The following is a 17,604-nucleotide window of genomic DNA, read 5'->3' on the forward strand; positions in this document are numbered from 1 at the left end:
TGAGTGCGGCCAGAGCGTGGCGGTGGTCGTCGCCGCCCTCCGGGAGGCGGGCCGTCCACGACGGTGCCCCGGCTCCTGACCTGACAGTCGACCTTGCGGCCGCTCGCCTGCCACCGGTTCCGGCAGCCCGTCCCGCCTCACCCGCCTGGCCCACCACCTCGTGTCCGCCCCCTCTCGCGCAGGCCGGCCAGACCCTCCTGAGCCCGGCACGCGACTTACCACCTAAATCGCCTCTTTCGGCGCAAAACATCACGGAGGTGCTGGGCGACGGGCGCAGCACGGGGACGGACACGGCGACGGCTGGCCGCGAGGCCCTGGACGGCCTCGCAGCTCGGTCGGGCAGCACCGCTGTTGGGCATCAGGTGTTGTCGGGACTTGGTCAACACGCTTCAATGCGGGGGAACTCGGGGCCGTGAACCACGGCGTACGGATGTGACGACCCCTGCCGTGCCGACGGGGAGCCCCGACGAGCTGCGCGAACGGTCCGACCAGCCGTTGTGAACAACCACAGAAAGGCCCCTGCATGCCGCACGCCACACAGCACGCGGACCTCCCTGCCGTCGCCACCGCGGAACTGGACACGGCCCTGCAAGGCGGCCCCTTCCATGTCGCCCTGCGCGCCGCGATAGCCGCCCGGGGACTGCCGCTGCAGCGCGTGCAGCACCATCTGTCCCGTCGTGGCGTGAAGGTCGGGGTCACCAGCCTGAGCTACTGGCAGCAGGGCGCGCGCAGGCCCCAGCGCCCCGAGTCGCTGCGTGCCGTACGGGCGCTGGAGGAGATACTCCAGCTGCCGGAGGAGTCCCTGATCCGGCTGCTCGCCGAGGCCGACGCCCACTCCGCCCTCCAGCGGCCCGCGGCCCGCTCCTACCGCTCCCTGGTGGAGGCCTCGGGCGTCCTGGAACAGCTGCTGGCCGAGCTGGACTGTCCGGTCGACTGCGGCGTGCACACCCTCGCGCACCACGAGCGGATACACATCGGAGCTCGCCGTGAGCTGGCGGGGCGCGAATCGCACCACATCGTGCGTGCCCACAAGGACGGCGTGGACCGCTTCGTGGCCGTCCATCACGGCGACCCGGGGTGCATACCGGAGCGCATGACAGTGCACGCCCTGGAGAACTGCCGTACGGGGCGGGTCCGTTGGCACCACGACACCGGTGTCCTGGTGGCCGAGCTGCTCTTCGGCACGCGTCTGCGGGCGGGCGACACCTACCTCTTCCGCTACGGCGTCGAGGACGGCACCGCCGGCGTGTCCCGCGAGTACGCCCGCGGCTTCCCTCTCGCGGGCGGCCAGTACGCCCTCCAGGTCCACTTCACGGAGAACGCCCTCCCCGTCCGCTGCCACCGCTTCGCCCAGCACTCGGCGGCGGCTCCCCGCAGCGGCCGCCAAGGACTGGCCCTCAGCGGCCTGCACCGTTCCGTCCACCTTGTCGAGCCACGGGTGCGGACGGGGATCCTGGGCATCGGGTGGGAGTGGGAGTGAGACACCGCTCCCAGCTGCCCTCGGCGCGGTCGACCGCCGCGTTCTGATCCCGGAGCGGCCCTCCTCCCGGCGCGGCCTCATCACGGCACAGCCCGACGGGTCCGGCACGGCTTGGCGTCCCGTCAGCGGCTTGGGAGGGGACGTAAACGATTGCGCAATCGTTTACGTCCGGCTCCGAATGGGATACGTTCCGGGCCAGGAGACCCGCCGCAGCCCAGGGAGGCCGCGGCACAGCCGGGACCGGGAGGGATCCGATGGCAACCATGGCCGACGTCGCGCGGAGCGCCGGCGTCTCCGTGGCGACCGTCTCGCACGTGCTGAACGGCACCCGGCCGGTGCTGCCCCACACCCGCCAGGCGGTGCTGGACGCCATGGACGAGCTCGGCTACACGCCCAACACCCTGGCCCGTTCCCTGGTGACCTCCCGCACCCGGTCCATCGGGCTCGCGGTGTCGGCAATCAGCAACCCGTACTTCACGGAGATACTCCAGGGCGTCGAGGCCGCGGCCCTGGATCATGGCTACAGCCTGCTGATCGCCGACCCACATGACGATCCGGTGCATGAGCGCAAGGTCGTCCAGCTCCTGCACGAACGCCGGGTGGACGGCATGATCGTCGCGCCCTCCGCCGACCCGGGTGAACTGCTCGCCTACCTCGGGCGCCACAAGGTGCCGGCCGTCCTCCTCGACCGGGTGGTCGACAGCCCGGCGGACGGCTCGCAGCACTTCGACCAGGTCTGCGCCGACAGCGCCGACCCCGTGGCCCGGCTGGTCACCCATCTGGCCGGGCTCGGTCACCGGCGGATCGCGCTGATCGCCGGCCTGCCCGGACTCAGCACCACCAGCGAGCGACTCACCGGATACCGGAACGGCATCGCAGCCGCCGGGCTCGCCCACGACGACCACCTCGTGGTGCACGGCGACTCCGAGTCGGCCGGTGCCGAACAGGCCACCGCGGCCCTGCTGTCACTGGCCTCACCGCCCACCGCGCTCGTCACCGCCAACAACGCGATGACGATCGGCGCCCTGCGTGCCCTGCGCGACCGGGGTCTGTCCGTGCCGGACGACATCGCGCTGTGCTGCTTCGACGACTTCGCCTGGGCCGATCTGTTCTCGCCCCGGCTCACCGCGATCGCCCAGCCAAGCAGGGACATCGGCGCCGAGGCGGTCCGTGTGCTGCTGGACCGTCTCGCCTCGCCGGAGCGGCCTGCCAGGACCGTGCGCCTGCCCTGCGCCTTCGTGCATCGCACCTCGTGCGGCTGCGCCGAGCAGCCGCGGGGGTCCGGGAAACCCGAGGGCACCGCCGAGCCCCTGACCTCCGCCAGTCCCGAACAGCCCCTGCCGTCCGTGAAAGGAACCGTCTCGTGATAGTCGTCGCCGGTGAGGCCCTGATCGACCTGGTACCCCGGGGTACGGGCGCCCTCGCGAGCCTGAAGCCGGCGCTCGGCGGCGGCCCCTACAACACCGCCGTGGCCCTCGGCCGGCTCGGCTCCAGCACCGCCTTCTGCTCCCGGACCTCCTACGACGCGTTCGGTGAGGCTCTGCTCGACGGACTGCGGGAGGCCGGGGTGGATGTGTCGGGCGTGCAGCGCGGGATGGAGCCGACCACGCTCGCGGTCGCCACCATCGACGCGAACGGCTCGGCCGCCTACTCGTTCTATGTCGAGGGCACCGCCGACCGGCTCTTCACCGCGCCCGAGGAGCTGCCCGCGCGGGCCCGCGCGGTCTCCTTCGGTACCTGCTCGCTCGTCCTGGAACCGGGGGCGAGCGCCTATGAGGAGCTGATGCGGAGCGCGGCCGCACAAGGGGTGTTCACCGCGCTCGACCCGAACATCCGGGCCGGTCTGATCCCGGACCCGGACGGCTACCGGGCGCGGTTCAAGAGCTGGCTGCCGTCGGTGTCGCTGCTCAAGCTCTCCGAGGAGGACGCGCTGTGGCTGGGCGGAACTCCGCGCGAGTGGCTGGCCGCGGGACCTGCGGCCGTCGTGATCACCCAGGGCGGTGACGGGCTGACCGCCTTCACTCGGGACGGCGCGGTGCGCTCCGTGCCGGGCGAGCAGGTCGACGTCGTGGACACGATCGGTGCGGGCGACACCGTGAACGCGGCCCTGTTGCACGGCCTGGCCGCCCAGGACGCCCTGTCCGCCGAGGCGCTCGTGGGACTGGGCGCCGACGGCTGGACACGGCTGTTGCGGTTCGCGGCGCGGGCTGCCGCGATCACCTGCTCCCGGGCGGGCGCCGAGCCGCCGTATGCCTCCGAACTGGGGGACTTCTAGGAGGCGTTGCTTTTCCGTTTCGCTGTTGAGGAGTCAAGGTCCGTCACGACCGCTTGGATCGGGCGGCTGACTGTGCAACGGACGGCGCCCCGCGGTGAGTTCCCGCGGGGCGCCGTACTTTTTCAGGATTTTCGGGCTCGTCGCCCGCCCTCCTCAGGCCTTGCGGGCCCGGGTGGTCTTCTTGGCGGGCGTCGCCTTCTTCGTGGCCTCGGCCGCCTTGTCGGTGGCCTTGTTGTTGGCCGCCTTGGTGGTCCTGGCCGCCTTCGTGGTCTTGGCCGTCGCGGTCTTCCGCGCCGTCGCTCCTGCCGCGACCGTCTTCTTGGCCGCCGTCCTGCGCGGGGCCTTCACCGAGGCCGCGTCGCTGATGCGGTCGGCGCCGAGGATCTCGCGCAGGAACTTGCCGGTGTGGCTGGCGGGCACCCCGGCGACCTGCTCGGGCGTGCCCTCGGCAATGACGAGGCCACCGCCGGCGCCGCCCTCGGGACCCATGTCCACGACCCAGTCCGCGGTCTTGATCACGTCGAGGTTGTGCTCGATGACGATGACCGTGTTGCCCTTGTCGACCAGACCGGCGAGGACCTTCAGCAGCTTGCTGATGTCCTCGAAGTGCAGACCGGTGGTCGGCTCGTCGAGGACGTAGACCGTGCGGCCGGTGGAGCGCTTCTGCAGCTCGCTGGCGAGCTTCACCCGCTGCGCCTCACCGCCGGACAGGGTGGTCGCGGCCTGGCCGAGACGGACGTAGCCGAGACCGACGTCGTTCAGCGTCTTGAGATGGCGGTTGATCGCCGGAACGGCCTCGAAGAAGTCCATGGCCTCTTCGATCGGCATGTTCAGGACCTCGGAGATGGACTTGCCCTTGTAGTGGACCTCCAGGGTCTCCCGGTTGTACCGGGCGCCGTGGCAGACCTCGCACGGGACGTACACGTCCGGGAGGAAGTTCATCTCGATCTTGATGGTGCCGTCGCCCGCGCAGTTCTCGCAGCGGCCGCCCTTGACGTTGAAGGAGAAGCGGCCCGGCATGTAGCCGCGGACCTTCGCCTCGGTGGTCTCGGCGAACAGCTTGCGGATGTGGTCGAAGACGCCCGTGTACGTGGCCGGGTTCGAGCGGGGGGTGCGGCCGATCGGCGACTGGTCGACGTGCACGACCTTGTCGACGAGGTCGTCGCCGTCCACGCGCGTGTGCCGACCCGGGACGCTGCGGGCGCCGTTGAGCTCGCGCGCCAGGTGTGTGTACAGGATGTCGTTGACCAGCGTCGACTTGCCCGAGCCGGACACGCCGGTGACCGCGGTGAACACGCCCAGCGGGAACGAGACGTCGATGTCCTGCAGGTTGTTCTCACGGGCGCCGTGCACCGTGAGCTGCCGGGACGGGTCGTGCGGGCGGCGGATGTCGGGCAGCGGGATGGACTTCTTGCCGGCCAGGTACTGGCCGGTCTGCGACTCGGCGTTGGCGAGCAGTTCCTTCAGGGAGCCGCTGTGCACGACCTTGCCGCCGTGCTCACCCGCGCCGGGGCCGATGTCGACGATCCAGTCGGCGGTCTTGATGGTGTCCTCGTCGTGCTCGACGACGATGAGCGTGTTGCCCATGTCGCGCAGCCGGACGAGGGTCTCGATCAGCCGGTGGTTGTCGCGCTGGTGCAGGCCGATGGACGGCTCGTCGAGGACGTAGAGCACGCCGACCAGGCCGGAGCCGATCTGGGTGGCCAGGCGGATGCGCTGGGCCTCGCCGCCGGAGAGCGTGCCGGCCGCGCGGTTCAGCGAGAGGTAGTCCAGGCCGACGTCGACCAGGAACCGCAGTCGCTCGTTGACCTCCTTCAGCACGCGCTCGGCGATCTTCTTGTCGCGGGCGTTGAGCTTCAGCTCGCCCAGGAACTCCGCGCAGTCGCTGATGGACATCGCGGAGACCTCGGCGATCGACCTCTCCATGATCGTGACCGCGAGGACGATCGGCTTCAGACGCGTGCCCTCACACGTCGGGCAGGGCACCTCGCGCATGTAGCCCTCGAAGCGCTCACGGCTGGCGTCGCTCTCGGCCTCGCTGTGCCGGCGCTTGACGAAGTTGACGGCGCCCTCGAAGGACGCCATGTAGACGCGCTCGCGCCCGTACCGGTTGCGGTAGCGGATCTCGATCTGCGTCTTGTGGCCGTTGAGCAGGGCCTTCCTGGCCCGCAGCGGCAGACCCGCGAAGGGGATGTCCGTGCGGAATCCGAGGGCCTGCGCGAGGCCGCCGATCTGGCGGTCGAAGTAGTCCTTGGTGTGGCCGTGCGACCAGGGGTGGATGGCGCCCTCGTCGAGGGTCTTCTCCGGGTCCGGGACGATCAGCTCCGGGTCGACCTCCATGCGCGTACCGATACCGGTGCAGTCGGGGCAGGCGCCGAAGGGCGAGTTGAAGGAGAAGGAGCGCGGCTCCAGCTCCTCGAAGGAGAGGTCGTCGTACGGGCAGTACAGGTGCTCGGAGTACATGCGCTCGCGCTCGGGGTCGTCCTCGGGGAGGTCGACGAAGTCGAGCACGACCATGCCGCCGGACAGGCCGAGGGCGGTCTCCACGGAGTCGGTGAGGCGGCGCTTGGCGGAGTCCTTGACCGTGAGGCGGTCGACGACCACCTCGATGGTGTGCTTCTCCTGCTTCTTCAGCGTGGGCGGGTTGGACAGCTGGATCGTCTCGCCGTCCACACGCGCGCGGGAGTAGCCCTTGGTCTGCAGGTCGGCGAAGAGATCGACGAACTCGCCCTTGCGCTCGCGCACCAGCGGCGACAGCACCTGGAAGCGGCTCCCCTCCGGCAGCTCCAGGACCCTGTCGACGATGGCCTGCGGCGACTGGCGCGAGATCGGGCGGCTGCACTCGGGGCAGTGCGGCTTGCCGATGCGCGCGAAGAGCAGACGCAGATAGTCGTAGACCTCGGTGATGGTGCCGACCGTCGAGCGCGGGTTCCGCGACGTGGACTTCTGGTCGATCGAGACCGCCGGGGAGAGGCCCTCGATGAAGTCGACGTCCGGCTTGTCCATCTGACCGAGGAACTGCCGGGCGTACGACGACAGCGACTCGACATAGCGCCGCTGCCCCTCGGCGAAGATGGTGTCGAAGGCCAGCGAGGACTTGCCCGACCCCGACAGGCCCGTGAAGACGATGAGCGAGTCGCGTGGCAGGTCGAGCGAGACATTCTTCAGGTTGTGCTCGCGCGCGCCACGGACGATGAGACGGTCGGCCACGCCGGTCCGCACCTTTCTTGAGAGAAGTGACAGGGGGGCGAGGCCCCCGTGCTTTCTCAGACTCGAGGCCCCCGTGCCTTCTCAGACTAGGGGGAGCCACTGACAACGCCGGTCGGATTCCCGGATGCGACAACAATCCCGGGCCATCCAGCATGCCCGACGCCACGACCGAGCCTATAGCACGTGCATTCGATTTACGGCACTCGTTCACCACCTTCACCCAAAGGTGTGGCGAGGCTAGTGTCAGCACCATGATTGATCACGCTCGTGACCTGGTGTCTGTACGTGAAGCGACCGACCGGCTGCTCACCGCAGCGGCCAAGCTGGACAACGCGGCGGTCGCCGAGCCGTCACGGCTCCCCGGCTGGAGCCGCGGCCACGTCCTCGCCCATCTCGCCCGCAACGCGGACGCCCTCGTGAACGTCCTCGAGGGGCGCCCCATGTACGTGTCCGGCACCGCCCGGAACGCCGACATCGAGGCGGACGCCCCGCGCCCCCTCGACGTCCAGCTCACCGACGTGCGCGAGAGCGCTGCCCGCTTCCAGGACACGGGAGCGGCCCCCGCGGACTGGTCGCGCACGGTGGAGCTGCGCAACGGCGTCACGGACGCGGCGGCCCGGGTGCCGTTCCGACGCTGGGTGGAGGTGGAGCTGCATCACGTGGATCTCGGGATCGGGTACGAGCTGGAAGACCTGCCGGCCGAGTTCGTGGAGCGGGAGATCGACTTCCTCGCCCAGCGGTTCACCGGGCACCCCGAGGTGCCGCCGACCCGGCTCACGGACGGCACGCGCGCGTGGAGCACGGGCCGGGAGGCGGGCGCCGCCGAGGTCACCGTCCGAGGGTCCGCACCCGACCTGCTCGGCTGGCTCGCCGGCCGCCGCGACGGGGCCGGCCTGACCGTGGAGGGCGGCTCGCTGCCGTCGCTCCCCCCGCTGTAGGAGCTGGACGGTCGCCGGGCCGCCGGAGAGCTGGGCGGGCTCCTGGGCCGCTGTGCCGCCACAACGCCTGGACGGCCCGGGGCCGCCCCTGCCGCGGAGTGGCGGGGGCGAGGCGCCGCAACGCCCGCACGGCCCGGGGCCTCCTGCCACCGCAATGCCTGCACGGCCCAGCGACCACCCTGCCGCTATAGGCTGCCGACATGACCTACAGCGGACAGGTGACGGTCGGCGGCCCCGCCGACGTGCACGAGCTCAAGGACCTGATGATCACCAAGATCGCGGTCGGCCCGATGGACAACAACGCCTATCTGCTGCGCTGCCGGGCCACGGACGAGCAACTGCTGATCGACGCCGCCAACGACGCGGAGACGCTGATCGGCATGATCGGTGACGACGGCATCGCGTCGGTCGTCACCACGCACCAGCACGGCGACCACTGGCAGGCGCTCGCCGCGGTCGTCGAGGCCACCGGTGCGCGCACGTACGCCGGCCGGGACGACGCCGACGGCATCCCCGTGCCGACCGAGGTCCTCCTCGACGACGGCGACACCGTCCGGGTGGGGCGTGTGGAGCTCACCGCGCGCCACCTGGTCGGGCACACGCCGGGTTCGATCGCGCTCGTCTACGACGATCCGCACGGGCATCCCCATGTGTTCACCGGAGACTGCCTCTTCCCAGGAGGTCCGGGGCGCACGACACGGCCCCAGGACTTCAAGTCCCTCATGGAGGGCCTGGAGGCGAGGATCTTCTCCCTGCCGGACGAGACCTGGATCTACCCGGGCCACGGCAACGACACCACCCTGGGCGCGGAGCGGCCGCAGATCGCCGCCTGGTGGGAGCGCGGCTGGTAACGCTCAGGAGGGCCGCGTCCGCGCTCTCCGGAAGGACCGGAAAGGCAGAAAGCCCGGAAAGACAAGAGTCCTCGCACCCCCGCCGGATCGGACGGGAGCGCGAGGACTCTCCGGGTCTGGTCGTGAAGCGGTTCAGGCCCGGGTCGTAGTCGCGGAAGACCATGTCGTGGTGGGTGCACGGCCAATACGTCCGAAGCGCCACCACCACCGGCACGTTCGGCCGCGTCACCTGCAGCGGCGCCCTGTCCGTCGCCACCATGGCCGCCGAATCATGAGCTCCCGCACCACCCGCGCACACACCCCGTGTGAACCATTCGCACGCGTCGGCGCCCCGCGCGCGCTCCCGGCGCGCGTAGTTGCGCAGTCAACTGGAAGCAGCCCCGCACAGGATGACGGCTCCTGAGCGGTACGGGCCGCCGGTCTCACATCCCCGCCCTCGGCCGGCGGCCCCGGCGACTGCCCCGGGGACCTGGCGCCGGGGCCGGCGTGGGGACTGGCGCCAGGACCGGTGTGCGGACTGGCGCCGAGACTGACGTGGGGGCTGTTCACAGGAACGCAACACCCGTTCCCACTATGCGGACATTCACCGTCGTTACCTCGACAAAAGCGACCGTGTACTGTCAATCTCCCGCCATGCATCCTGCCCCTCGCGCGCTGCGCCGCGCCGTCGTCGTCGCAACGACAGCTCTCCTCGCCACCGCTCTCGGCTGCGCTCCGCAGCCGGACGACCAGGCCACCGGCACACCGTCGGGGTCGGCCGGGAACACCTGCGCCAAGGGCAAGTTGGCCACCGAGGCCTCCGGCAAGCTGACCATCGCCACCGACGAGCCGGCGTACGAGCCGTGGTTCAAGGACGACAAGCCCGCCAACGGTGAGGGCTTCGAGTCGGCGGTCGCCTACGCCGTGGCGAAGCAGCTCGGCTACGACAAGAGCGCCGTCGTCTGGCAGAGCGTGCCGTTCAACAAGGCCTTCGCGCCCGGCGAGAAGACCTTCGACTTCGACATCAACCAGGTCTCCATCAGCGACGAGCGCAAGAAGGCCGTGGACTTCTCGTCCGGCTACTACGACGTCCGCCAGGCCGTCATCGCCCTGAAGGACAGCAAGGCGGCCAAGGCCAAGAGCGTCGCGGACCTCAAGGGGCTCAAGCTGGGCGCCCAGGTCGGCACCACCAGCCTCGCCTACATCGACGACGTGGTGAAGCCGACGCAGGAGGCCGCCGCGTACGCCAAGAACGACCAGGCCAAGTCCGCGCTGAAGAACGGTCAGGTCGACGCAATCGTCGTCGACCTGCCGACCGCCTTCTACATCACCGCGGCCGAGGTGACGGACGCGACGATCGTCGGCCAGTTCGAGAACCAGGGCGGTACGCCTGAGCAGTTCGGGCTCGTGCTCGACAAGGGCAGCGCGCTCACCCCGTGCGTGACGGACGCCGTGGACACCCTGCGCGAGGACGGCACCCTGGCCAAGCTCGAGCAGCAGTGGCTGTCGGACGCCGTCGACGCTCCGGTGCTCAAGTGACGGTCACGAAGGAGGAGTCCGGCCACGAGGGCGCGGACGACGGCGATGGCATGTCCGGCGCGGGTGACGACGGCTACGTGCCCTCGCAGCGGCGTCTCGACCGCGAGCGCCACAAACGCCTGCGCGCCCGCCGTGCCACGGCGATCGCCGCCCTCTCCACGCTGGTCACCGGTGTCGTCCTCTACCTGGTCGTGGTCAACGCCCCGGGCTGGCCCCGTACCAAGGAGACCTTCTTCGACCGGGGGTACGCGCGCGAGGCGTTGCCCAAGGTCCTCGAAGGGCTCTGGCTCAACGTCCGGCTGCTGCTGATCTGCGGCGCGGCCGTGCTGGTCCTCGGCATGCTCATCGCCGTCGCCCGCACGCTGCGTGGCCCGGTGTTCTTCCCGCTGCGGGCGCTGGCGGCGGCGTACACGGACTTCTTCCGGGGCCTTCCGCTCATCATCAACCTCATGATCGTCGTGCTCGGCGTCCCCGCGCTGCGACTGCAGGGCGTGACCGTGGACCCGGTGCTGCTGGGCGGTACAGCGCTGACCCTGACGTATTCGGCGTACGTCGCCGAGGTGTTCCGCGCGGGCATCGAGTCCGTCCACCCCTCGCAGCGCGCCGCGGCCCGTTCGCTCGGCCTCACCAACCGGCAGGCGCTGCGGCACGTGGTCCTGCCCCAGGCGGTACGCCGTCAGGTGCCGCCGCTGCTGAACGACCTGGTGTCGCTGCAGAAGGACACCGGTCTGGTCTCGATCGGCGGCGCGGTGGACGCCGTACGGGCCGCGGACATCATCGTGGGCCGCAGCCTCAACTACACGCCGTACATCGTCGCGGGCCTGGTCTTCGTGGCGCTGACCATCCCGATGACCCGCTTCACGGACTGGGTGACGGCCCGGATGGACCGCCGACGCGCCCAAGGAGGAACCCTGTGAGCGACACGCCCGCGCCGGTGAGCGACGCGCCTGTGCTGCGCATGGAGTCGGTCCGCAAGACCTTCGGCGACTCGGTCGTGCTCCGGGACGTCGACCTGGAGGTCGCCCCGCACACGGTGACCGCGCTGATCGGTGCCTCCGGCTCCGGCAAGTCGACGCTGCTGCGGTGCGCCAACCTCCTGGAGGACATCGACGACGGCGCGATCTGGCTGGACGGCGAGGAGATCACCGATCCGCGCGTGGACCAGGACGCCGTACGGCGCCGTATCGGCGTGGTGTTCCAGGCGTACAACCTCTTCCCGCACATGACGGTCCTGGAGAACATCACCCTCGCCCCGCGCCGGGTGCACGGCGTGTCCCGCGCCGAGACCGAGGCACGCGCGCGTGAGCTGCTGGAGCGGCTCGGGCTGGCCGGCAAGGCGGGCGAGTACCCGGACCGGCTGAGCGGCGGCCAGCAGCAGCGCGTCGCGATCGTGCGCGCTCTTGCCGTACGGCCCCGGCTGCTGCTGCTCGACGAGATCACCGCGGCCCTCGACCCGGAGCTCGTGGGCGAAGTCCTCAATGTCGTCCGCGACTTGAAGGACGACGGGATGACCATGGTGCTGGCCACACATGAAATGGGGTTCGCGCGCGACGTCGCCGACCAGGTTTGTTTTCTGGACGGAGGCGTCGTCCTGGAGCGCGGCACGGCCGAGCAGATCTTCGGCGATCCGCAGCAGGAGCGGACTGGGCGCTTCCTGCGGCGCATCGTGGAGGCGGGACGGTTGTCATGAGCCGTTCCAAGGAGCGGCTGTAAGGACCGCTCGCCATGGCCAGGCGGTCCTTACACGTACGCCCCGTCGGCCGACGTCAGGTGGCGGCCTGTCCCGCCCCCGCCAGTGCCGCGACCCGCTCCACCCCGAAGACGTACCCCTGCACACCGCAGCCCGCGATGACGCCCTCGGCGCGCAGGGAGACGTAACTGTGGTGCCGGAACGACTCGCGCTTGTGGATGTTGGAGATGTGGACCTCCAGCACGGGCAGTCCGTCGCAGGTGTTGAGCGCGTCCAGAATCGCCACCGACGTGTGCGAGTAGGCGCCCGGGTTGATCACGATGCCGCAGTGGTTCAGGCGCGCCTCGTGGATCCAGTCGACCAGCTCGCCCTCGTGGTTGGACTGCCGGAAGTCGATCGTGCCGCCGTACGCGGCCGCCGCCTTGGCGCACAGTGCCTCGACGTCGGCCAAGGTCTCGGAGCCGTAGATCTCCGGCTGGCGCTGGCCCAGCAGGTTCAGGTTGGGGCCGTTGAGGATCATGATCGGGGCGTTGGCCAGGGTGCGGGGCACGGTTCCTCCGGTCCTTTCGGGGTCGGGCGGCGCGTCGACGACCGCTGCTCAGACCCCGGTTTATCACGGTGCGCGGATCACGCCACCGGTCCTACCCTCCAGTCATGACCATGATCTCGTACCCTCCCAAGCCCTCCCCCGGCGACCGCATCGCCGTCATCTCCCCCGGCGCGGGCCTGCCCGGGCTCTTCCCGCGCCCCTTTGAGCTGGGCCTGGAGCGGCTGCGCAAGGACTACGAACTCGAACCGGTCGAGTACCCGGCGACCCGCAAGATGGGCTCGACGCCGCAGGAGCGGGCCGACGACATCCATGCCGCGTTCGCCGACCCCGACATCAAGGCGGTCATCGCGTCCATCGGCGGCGACGACCAGATCACCGTGCTGCCCCTGCTGGACCGGGAGTTGATCCGGGCGAACCCGAAGCCGTTCTTCGGGATGAGCGACAACACGAACCTGCTCTTGTACCTGCGCAACACGGGGATCGTCGGGTACCACGGCGCGACCGTGATGACCGCACTGGGCCGCCCCGTCGCCATGGAACCGTTGACCGCCGCATCACTGCGGGCCGCGCTGTTCACCTCCGGTGAGTACGAACTCCGGCCTGCCGAGCGCTGGAACGACGTCAACCGCGACTGGGCCGACCCGGCGACCTTCGACGCGGAGCCGCAGACGCGGCCCGGCAGCGGATGGACGTGGGTGAACGACGACCGGGTGGTGGAAGGCCGCAGTTGGGGCGGCTGTCTGGAGATCCTCAGCTGGCTGCTGATGGCCGATCGCGAGATCGCCCGTGACCTCTCCGAGTACGACGGCGGAGTGCTGCTCCTGGAGACCTCCGAGGAGATGCCCAGCGGCACGGAGGTCTTCCGCATCCTGCGGAACATGGGCGAACGCGGCCTGCTCCAGCGCTTCTCGGCCCTGCTGATGGGCCGGGCGAAGACCTGGTCCTTCGAACGCCCCAACAGCCCGGAGGAGGCCGCCCGTTACGCCACGGAGCAGCGCGAGGCGGTTCAGCGGGCCATGCGGGTGTATGCCCCCGACACCCCGATCGTCTTCGACGTGGACTTCGGCCACACCGACCCACAACTCGTCATCCCCTACGGCGGCATCGTCCGCGTCGACGGCCCCGCCCGGCGCATCACCGTCACGTACTGATCAAGCCCCGGCGCGCCCGTGCGCCCCCGTAACCCGTGGTCACCGTGGGTAGTTGACGCAGCATGCACGATGTACGCACCGTAAAGGCCCCCTCCATGCTGCGGCTCGCGGCCGCCTCGCTCGCCGGGACCGCCATCGAGTTCTACGACTTCTTCGTCTACGGGACCGCTGCGGCATTGGTCCTGGGGCCGTTGTTCTTCCCGACGTTCTCGCCGGTCGCGGGGACCCTGGCCGCCTTCGTGACGTTCGGCGTGGGCTTTGTGGCGCGGCCACTGGGGTCGGTGCTGTTCGGGCACATCGGGGACCGGCGCGGACGCCGGCCGGTCCTCGTCGCCTCGCTGCTGCTGACCGGCGCGTCCACGGTCGCGGTGGGCTGCGTACCGACGTACGACACGATCGGTGTGTTCGCTCCCCTGCTGCTGCTCGTGCTGCGCTTTCTGCAGGGGCTCGGCCTCGGTGGCGAGTGGGGTGGTGCCGTGCTGCTGACCGTGGAGCACGCGCCCGCCGAGCGACGCGGTCTGTGGTCGAGCTTCCCGCAGGTCGGGCCCGCGCTCGGCTTCCTGCTGGCCAACGGGGTGGTGCTGGGGCTGTCGGCGACTCTGTCCGAGGCGCAGTTCGCGGCGTGGGGATGGCGGGTGCCGTTCTGGGCGGCCGGTGTGCTGGCCGTGGTGGGGCTGTGGCTGCGGTCGTCGCTCGCCGAGAGCCCCCGGTTCCTCGAAATCGACGACCACGCGCGCGTGCCGCTCGCGGAGGTCGTGCGCGACCACTGGCGACTGGTGCTGCTGACGGCCGGGGCGCTCGCCATCGGGTACGCGATCTTCTACGCCGTGACGACCTGGTCCCTCGCCTACGGCACCGAGCGACTCGGGGTGGACCGCAGCGTCATGCTGACCTGCATCATGGCCGTGGTGCTGGTGAAGGGCTCGCTCACGCCGGTGGCGGCGGTGCTCGGCGACCGGTACGGGCGGCGGCCCCTGACCCTGATCGGATGTGCCGCCGCCGCCCTGTGGATGTTCCCGATGGTCGCGCTCCTCGCCACGGCCGAGCCGTTGCTGATGTTCCTGGGCTTCCTCGGGGCGATGCTCGCGTTCATCACCATGTTCGCCGTGATCGCCGCGTATCTGCCGGAGTTGTACGAGCCCCGGGTGCGCTGCACGGGCGCCGCGGTCGGCTACAACCTCGGGGGCGTTCTCGGGGGCGCGCTCACGCCGATCGCGGCGACGGCGCTCGCCGAGCAGGGCGGTCGGGTGCCCTGGGGTGTGGGGGCGTATCTGACGGGGATCGCGCTGCTCAGCCTGGGGTGCTTCGCGTTGCTGCCCGAGACGCGGCCGGAGTCCGCCGTGGCGGCGGAGCCCGCCACCGGGTGACGGGCTCCGCCGCAGCGATGAACGACGGCGGTCACGGATCGGACGGCGGTCACGGATTGAGCGCGAGCTCCAGGTACGCCGCGAACACCACCAGGTGGACGCCGCCCTGGAGCGGCGTCGCCCGCCCCGGCACCACCGTCAGCGAGCTCACCACCACCGTCAGGGCGAGCAGCACCATGTGGGTGGGGCCGAGGCCGAGGACCAGGGGGCCCGAGAGCCAGATGGAGGCCAGGGCGACCGCGGGGATCGTCAGGCCGATGCTGGCCATCGCCGAGCCGAGCGCGAGGTTCAGGCTGGTCTGCACTCGGTCGCGGCGGGCGGAGCGCACCGCGGCGATCGTCTCGGGGAGCAGCACCAGCAGGGCGATGATCACGCCGACGACGGCGTGCGGCAGGTCGGCGGCGGCCACGCCGGACTCGATGGTGGGCGACACCCCCTTGGCCAGGCCGACCACACCGATCAGGGCCAGGCCCAGCAGCCCCAGGCTGATCAGGGCGGTGCGCGTGGAGGGCGCGTGGGCGTGGTCGTCCACGGTGATCACTTCGCCCTGCCGGGTGACGGGCAGGAAGTAGTCGCGGTGCCGCACGGTCTGGGTCGTCACGAACAGGCCGTACAGGACCAGCGAGGAGAGCGCGGCGAACGTCAGCTGCACGCTGGAGAACTCCGGCCCGGGCTTGCTCGTCGTGAACGTCGGCAGCACCAGGCTGAGCGTGGCCAGGGTGGCGACGGTCGCGAGCGCGGCTCCCGTGCCCTCGGGGTTGAAGACCGCCGTACGGTGCCGCAGCGAGGCGACCAGCAGGCACAGCCCGACGATGCCGTTGCAGGTGATCATCACGGCCGCGAAGACCGTGTCCCGGGCAAGGGTGGAGCTCTTGTCGCCGCCGTCCGCCATCAGGGTCACGATCAGGGCGACCTCGATGATCGTGACGGCGACGGCGAGGACGAGGGATCCGAAGGGTTCGCCGACCTTGTGCGCGATCACTTCGGCGTGGTGCACGGCGGCCAGCACGGCCCCCGCGAGGACCAGCGTCACCAGCGCGACGACCGCGCCGGGCAGATCCCGTCCCCAGGTGAAGACCAGCAGGACGACCGCGAGCACCGGCACGAAGGACGTCCACCGGGTCGTGAGCGGCCTGAGCCGAGCGATCATGGAGCGATCGTCGCAGAGGGCCTGGGGGTCCGCATTCCGGTCCGTGCGGTTGTCGGGGTGGCTGTCGGGCGGCCCCGCACCCTCGGGATGCGGGGCCCCTGTGCGTCGTATGTCGCTACGCGAAATCGGTCATCTCCTGTACGTCGTAGTCCGGGAAGGACGGTGTGAGAGGGCACGCGAGGCCGCCACTGGGGCCTGCCAGGCGCTGTTCCGTCGCCACTCGGCACCTGACGAAACACCGGGAGCGGTGCTCGGCGATTCGCTCGGCACCACTCCCGGTGTTGGTTGTTCCTCTGTCTGACGTGATCAGACGTCGATGCTGTCCTTCGGAGCGCCGTCGCTCCGCTCCTGCGCCGCCTCGGCCGCCTGCTTCTTGGAAGCCCGCAGGCTGGTGATCGTGGTGACGATCAGAACCGAGCAGATCACGCCGAGCGAGACGGGGATGCTGATCTCCGGGACGTGGACGCCGGACTCGTGCAGGGCGTGCAGCACCAGCTTCACACCGATGAAGCCCAGGATGACCGACAGGCCGTAGCTGAGGTGGACCAGCTTCTTCAGCAGACCGCCGATGAGGAAGTACAGCTGCCGCAGACCCATCAGCGCGAAGGCGTTGGCCGTGAACACGATGTACGGGTCCTGCGTCAGGCCGAAGATCGCCGGGATGGAGTCCAGCGCGAACAGCACGTCGGTGGTACCGATCGCCAGCATCACGACCAGCATCGGGGTCATGACCCGCTTGCCGTTCTCCTGGATCCACAGCTTGGTGCCGTGGTAGCGGTCGGCGACGCCGAACCTGCGCTCGGCCGCCTTGAGGAGCTTGTTCTCCTCCCAGTCCTCGTCCTCCTCGCTGGCCCGGGCCTCCTGGATGAGCTTCCAGGCGGTCCAGATGAGGAAGGCACCGAAGAGGTAGAACACCCACGAGAAGCTGGCGAGGATCGCGGCACCGGCGGCGATGAAGATCGCCCGCAGCACCAGGGCTATGAGAACACCGACCAGCAGCACTCGCTGCTGGTACTGGGAGGGAACCGCGAACTTCGCCATGATCAGGACGAAGACGAAGAGGTTGTCGACACTCAGTGACTTCTCGGTGATGAAGCCCGCGAAGAACTCGCCGCCGGCCTGCCCCCCGCCGAAGATCATCAGGCCGAGCCCGAAGAGGCCCGCCAAGACGATCCAGACGATGGTCCAGATGCCGGCTTCCTTGATCGACACGTCGTGCGGCTTGCGGCCGATGAAGAAATCGACCGCGATCAGGGCGGCAAGGCCCACGATGGTCAGGACCCACAGGGTCGTAGAAACTTCCACTGCGCCTCCGGCAGTACGTAACGGCAAATGACAGCGTCGTCGCGCGCCGGAGGTCTCTTCCACCCACGATGGGCCGACGCCCCGGGATCTGGCCTGATCCGTATTGACGGGTACGCCGC

The 17,604-nt window shown here is 70.1% G+C and carries 14 protein-coding genes; 10 read left to right on the plus strand and 4 right to left on the minus strand.

Features of this window, described 5'->3' with window-relative positions; translation table 11 throughout:
* Positions 1–523: 523 nt before the first annotated feature.
* The 3 genes from EJ357_RS11305 (at position 524) to EJ357_RS11315 (ending at position 3,755) form a co-directional block, all read left to right on the plus strand.
* A complete protein-coding gene (locus tag EJ357_RS11305) occupies positions 524–1,480 on the plus strand; it encodes a hypothetical protein (RefSeq protein ID WP_126391146.1) in 957 nt (318 codons plus the stop codon).
* A 254-nt stretch (positions 1,481–1,734) separates the two neighbouring features.
* Positions 1,735–2,847, plus strand: a complete 1,113-nt coding sequence (locus EJ357_RS11310; RefSeq protein WP_126391148.1) for a LacI family DNA-binding transcriptional regulator — start codon at positions 1,735–1,737, stop codon at positions 2,845–2,847.
* A complete protein-coding gene (locus EJ357_RS11315) occupies positions 2,844–3,755 on the plus strand; it encodes a carbohydrate kinase family protein (RefSeq protein WP_126391150.1) in 912 nt (303 codons plus the stop codon). The genes EJ357_RS11310 and EJ357_RS11315 overlap by 4 nt, the downstream gene beginning before the upstream one ends.
* 153 nt (positions 3,756–3,908) lie before the next feature.
* Here EJ357_RS11315 and uvrA read toward each other — a convergent pair whose 3' ends face one another.
* Positions 3,909–6,965 (minus strand): excinuclease ABC subunit UvrA, encoded by a 3,057-nt coding sequence (gene uvrA, locus EJ357_RS11320; protein WP_126391152.1) that lies wholly within the window; start codon positions 6,963–6,965, stop codon positions 3,909–3,911.
* Between the two features lie 251 nt (positions 6,966–7,216).
* Here uvrA and EJ357_RS11325 point away from each other — a divergent pair, with 251 nt between their 5' ends.
* The 5 genes from EJ357_RS11325 to EJ357_RS11345 all read left to right on the plus strand — a co-directional run bounded on the left by EJ357_RS11325 (position 7,217) and on the right by EJ357_RS11345 (position 11,962).
* Positions 7,217–7,903 carry a maleylpyruvate isomerase family mycothiol-dependent enzyme gene (locus tag EJ357_RS11325; RefSeq protein ID WP_126391154.1) on the plus strand — a complete coding sequence of 229 codons (687 nt, stop codon included), beginning with the start codon at positions 7,217–7,219 and terminating at the stop codon, positions 7,901–7,903.
* A gap of 200 nt (positions 7,904–8,103) precedes the next feature.
* Positions 8,104–8,754 (plus strand): MBL fold metallo-hydrolase, encoded by a 651-nt coding sequence (locus EJ357_RS11330; protein ID WP_126391156.1) that lies wholly within the window; start codon positions 8,104–8,106, stop codon positions 8,752–8,754.
* A 633-nt stretch (positions 8,755–9,387) separates the two neighbouring features.
* Complete coding sequence (locus tag EJ357_RS11335) at positions 9,388–10,272, plus strand: ABC transporter substrate-binding protein (RefSeq protein WP_126391158.1); 885 nt, start codon at positions 9,388–9,390, stop codon at positions 10,270–10,272.
* Positions 10,269–11,189: an amino acid ABC transporter permease gene (locus tag EJ357_RS11340; protein WP_126391160.1), complete on the plus strand. Its 921-nt coding sequence runs from the start codon at positions 10,269–10,271 to the stop codon at positions 11,187–11,189. Before EJ357_RS11335 ends, EJ357_RS11340 begins: the two co-directional genes overlap by 4 nt.
* Before the next feature lie 41 nt (positions 11,190–11,230).
* The gene (locus tag EJ357_RS11345; RefSeq protein ID WP_126399360.1) at positions 11,231–11,962 is read left to right on the plus strand and encodes an amino acid ABC transporter ATP-binding protein; all 732 of its coding nucleotides are present in this window, start codon (positions 11,231–11,233) and stop codon (positions 11,960–11,962) included.
* A gap of 76 nt (positions 11,963–12,038) precedes the next feature.
* Here the strand turns inward: EJ357_RS11345 and aroQ are convergent, their stop codons facing one another.
* A complete protein-coding gene (gene aroQ / locus EJ357_RS11350) occupies positions 12,039–12,512 on the minus strand; it encodes a type II 3-dehydroquinate dehydratase (RefSeq protein WP_126391162.1) in 474 nt (157 codons plus the stop codon).
* Between the two features lie 104 nt (positions 12,513–12,616).
* Here aroQ and EJ357_RS11355 point away from each other — a divergent pair, with 104 nt between their 5' ends.
* Both EJ357_RS11355 and EJ357_RS11360 read left to right on the plus strand, forming a co-directional pair.
* Complete coding sequence (locus EJ357_RS11355; RefSeq protein WP_126391164.1) at positions 12,617–13,663, plus strand: S66 family peptidase; 1,047 nt, start codon at positions 12,617–12,619, stop codon at positions 13,661–13,663.
* Between the two features lie 62 nt (positions 13,664–13,725).
* A complete protein-coding gene (locus EJ357_RS11360; RefSeq protein WP_228473026.1) occupies positions 13,726–15,030 on the plus strand; it encodes an MFS transporter in 1,305 nt (434 codons plus the stop codon).
* A gap of 49 nt (positions 15,031–15,079) precedes the next feature.
* Here the strand turns inward: EJ357_RS11360 and EJ357_RS11365 are convergent, their stop codons facing one another.
* Positions 15,080–16,180 (minus strand): calcium:proton antiporter, encoded by a 1,101-nt coding sequence (locus EJ357_RS11365; protein ID WP_126391166.1) that lies wholly within the window; start codon positions 16,178–16,180, stop codon positions 15,080–15,082.
* Positions 16,181–16,486: 306 nt separating this feature from the next.
* The gene (locus EJ357_RS11370; protein WP_126391168.1) at positions 16,487–17,485 is read right to left on the minus strand and encodes a TerC family protein; all 999 of its coding nucleotides are present in this window, start codon (positions 17,483–17,485) and stop codon (positions 16,487–16,489) included.
* Positions 17,486–17,604: the final 119 nt, after the last annotated feature.

Source organism: Streptomyces cyaneochromogenes (assembly GCF_003963535.1).
GTDB lineage: Bacteria > Actinomycetota > Actinomycetes > Streptomycetales > Streptomycetaceae > Streptomyces > Streptomyces shaanxiensis.

What these genes read in the sequence shown, in the direction of transcription:
- EJ357_RS11305 (WP_126391146.1), top strand. Translation starts at nt 524, where the DNA reads ATGCCGCACGCCACACAGCACGCGGACCTCCCTGCCGTCGCCACCGCG.
- EJ357_RS11330 (WP_126391156.1), top strand. Translation starts at nt 8,104, where the DNA reads ATGACCTACAGCGGACAGGTGACGGTCGGCGGCCCCGCCGACGTGCAC.
- EJ357_RS11355 (WP_126391164.1), top strand. Translation starts at nt 12,617, where the DNA reads ATGACCATGATCTCGTACCCTCCCAAGCCCTCCCCCGGCGACCGCATC.
- EJ357_RS11365 (WP_126391166.1), bottom strand. Translation starts at nt 16,180, where the DNA reads ATGATCGCTCGGCTCAGGCCGCTCACGACCCGGTGGACGTCCTTCGTG.
- EJ357_RS11345 (WP_126399360.1), top strand. Translation starts at nt 11,231, where the DNA reads ATGGAGTCGGTCCGCAAGACCTTCGGCGACTCGGTCGTGCTCCGGGAC.
- EJ357_RS11360 (WP_228473026.1), top strand. Translation starts at nt 13,726, where the DNA reads ATGCACGATGTACGCACCGTAAAGGCCCCCTCCATGCTGCGGCTCGCG.
- EJ357_RS11335 (WP_126391158.1), top strand. Translation starts at nt 9,388, where the DNA reads ATGCATCCTGCCCCTCGCGCGCTGCGCCGCGCCGTCGTCGTCGCAACG.
- EJ357_RS11310 (WP_126391148.1), top strand. Translation starts at nt 1,735, where the DNA reads ATGGCAACCATGGCCGACGTCGCGCGGAGCGCCGGCGTCTCCGTGGCG.
- EJ357_RS11325 (WP_126391154.1), top strand. Translation starts at nt 7,217, where the DNA reads ATGATTGATCACGCTCGTGACCTGGTGTCTGTACGTGAAGCGACCGAC.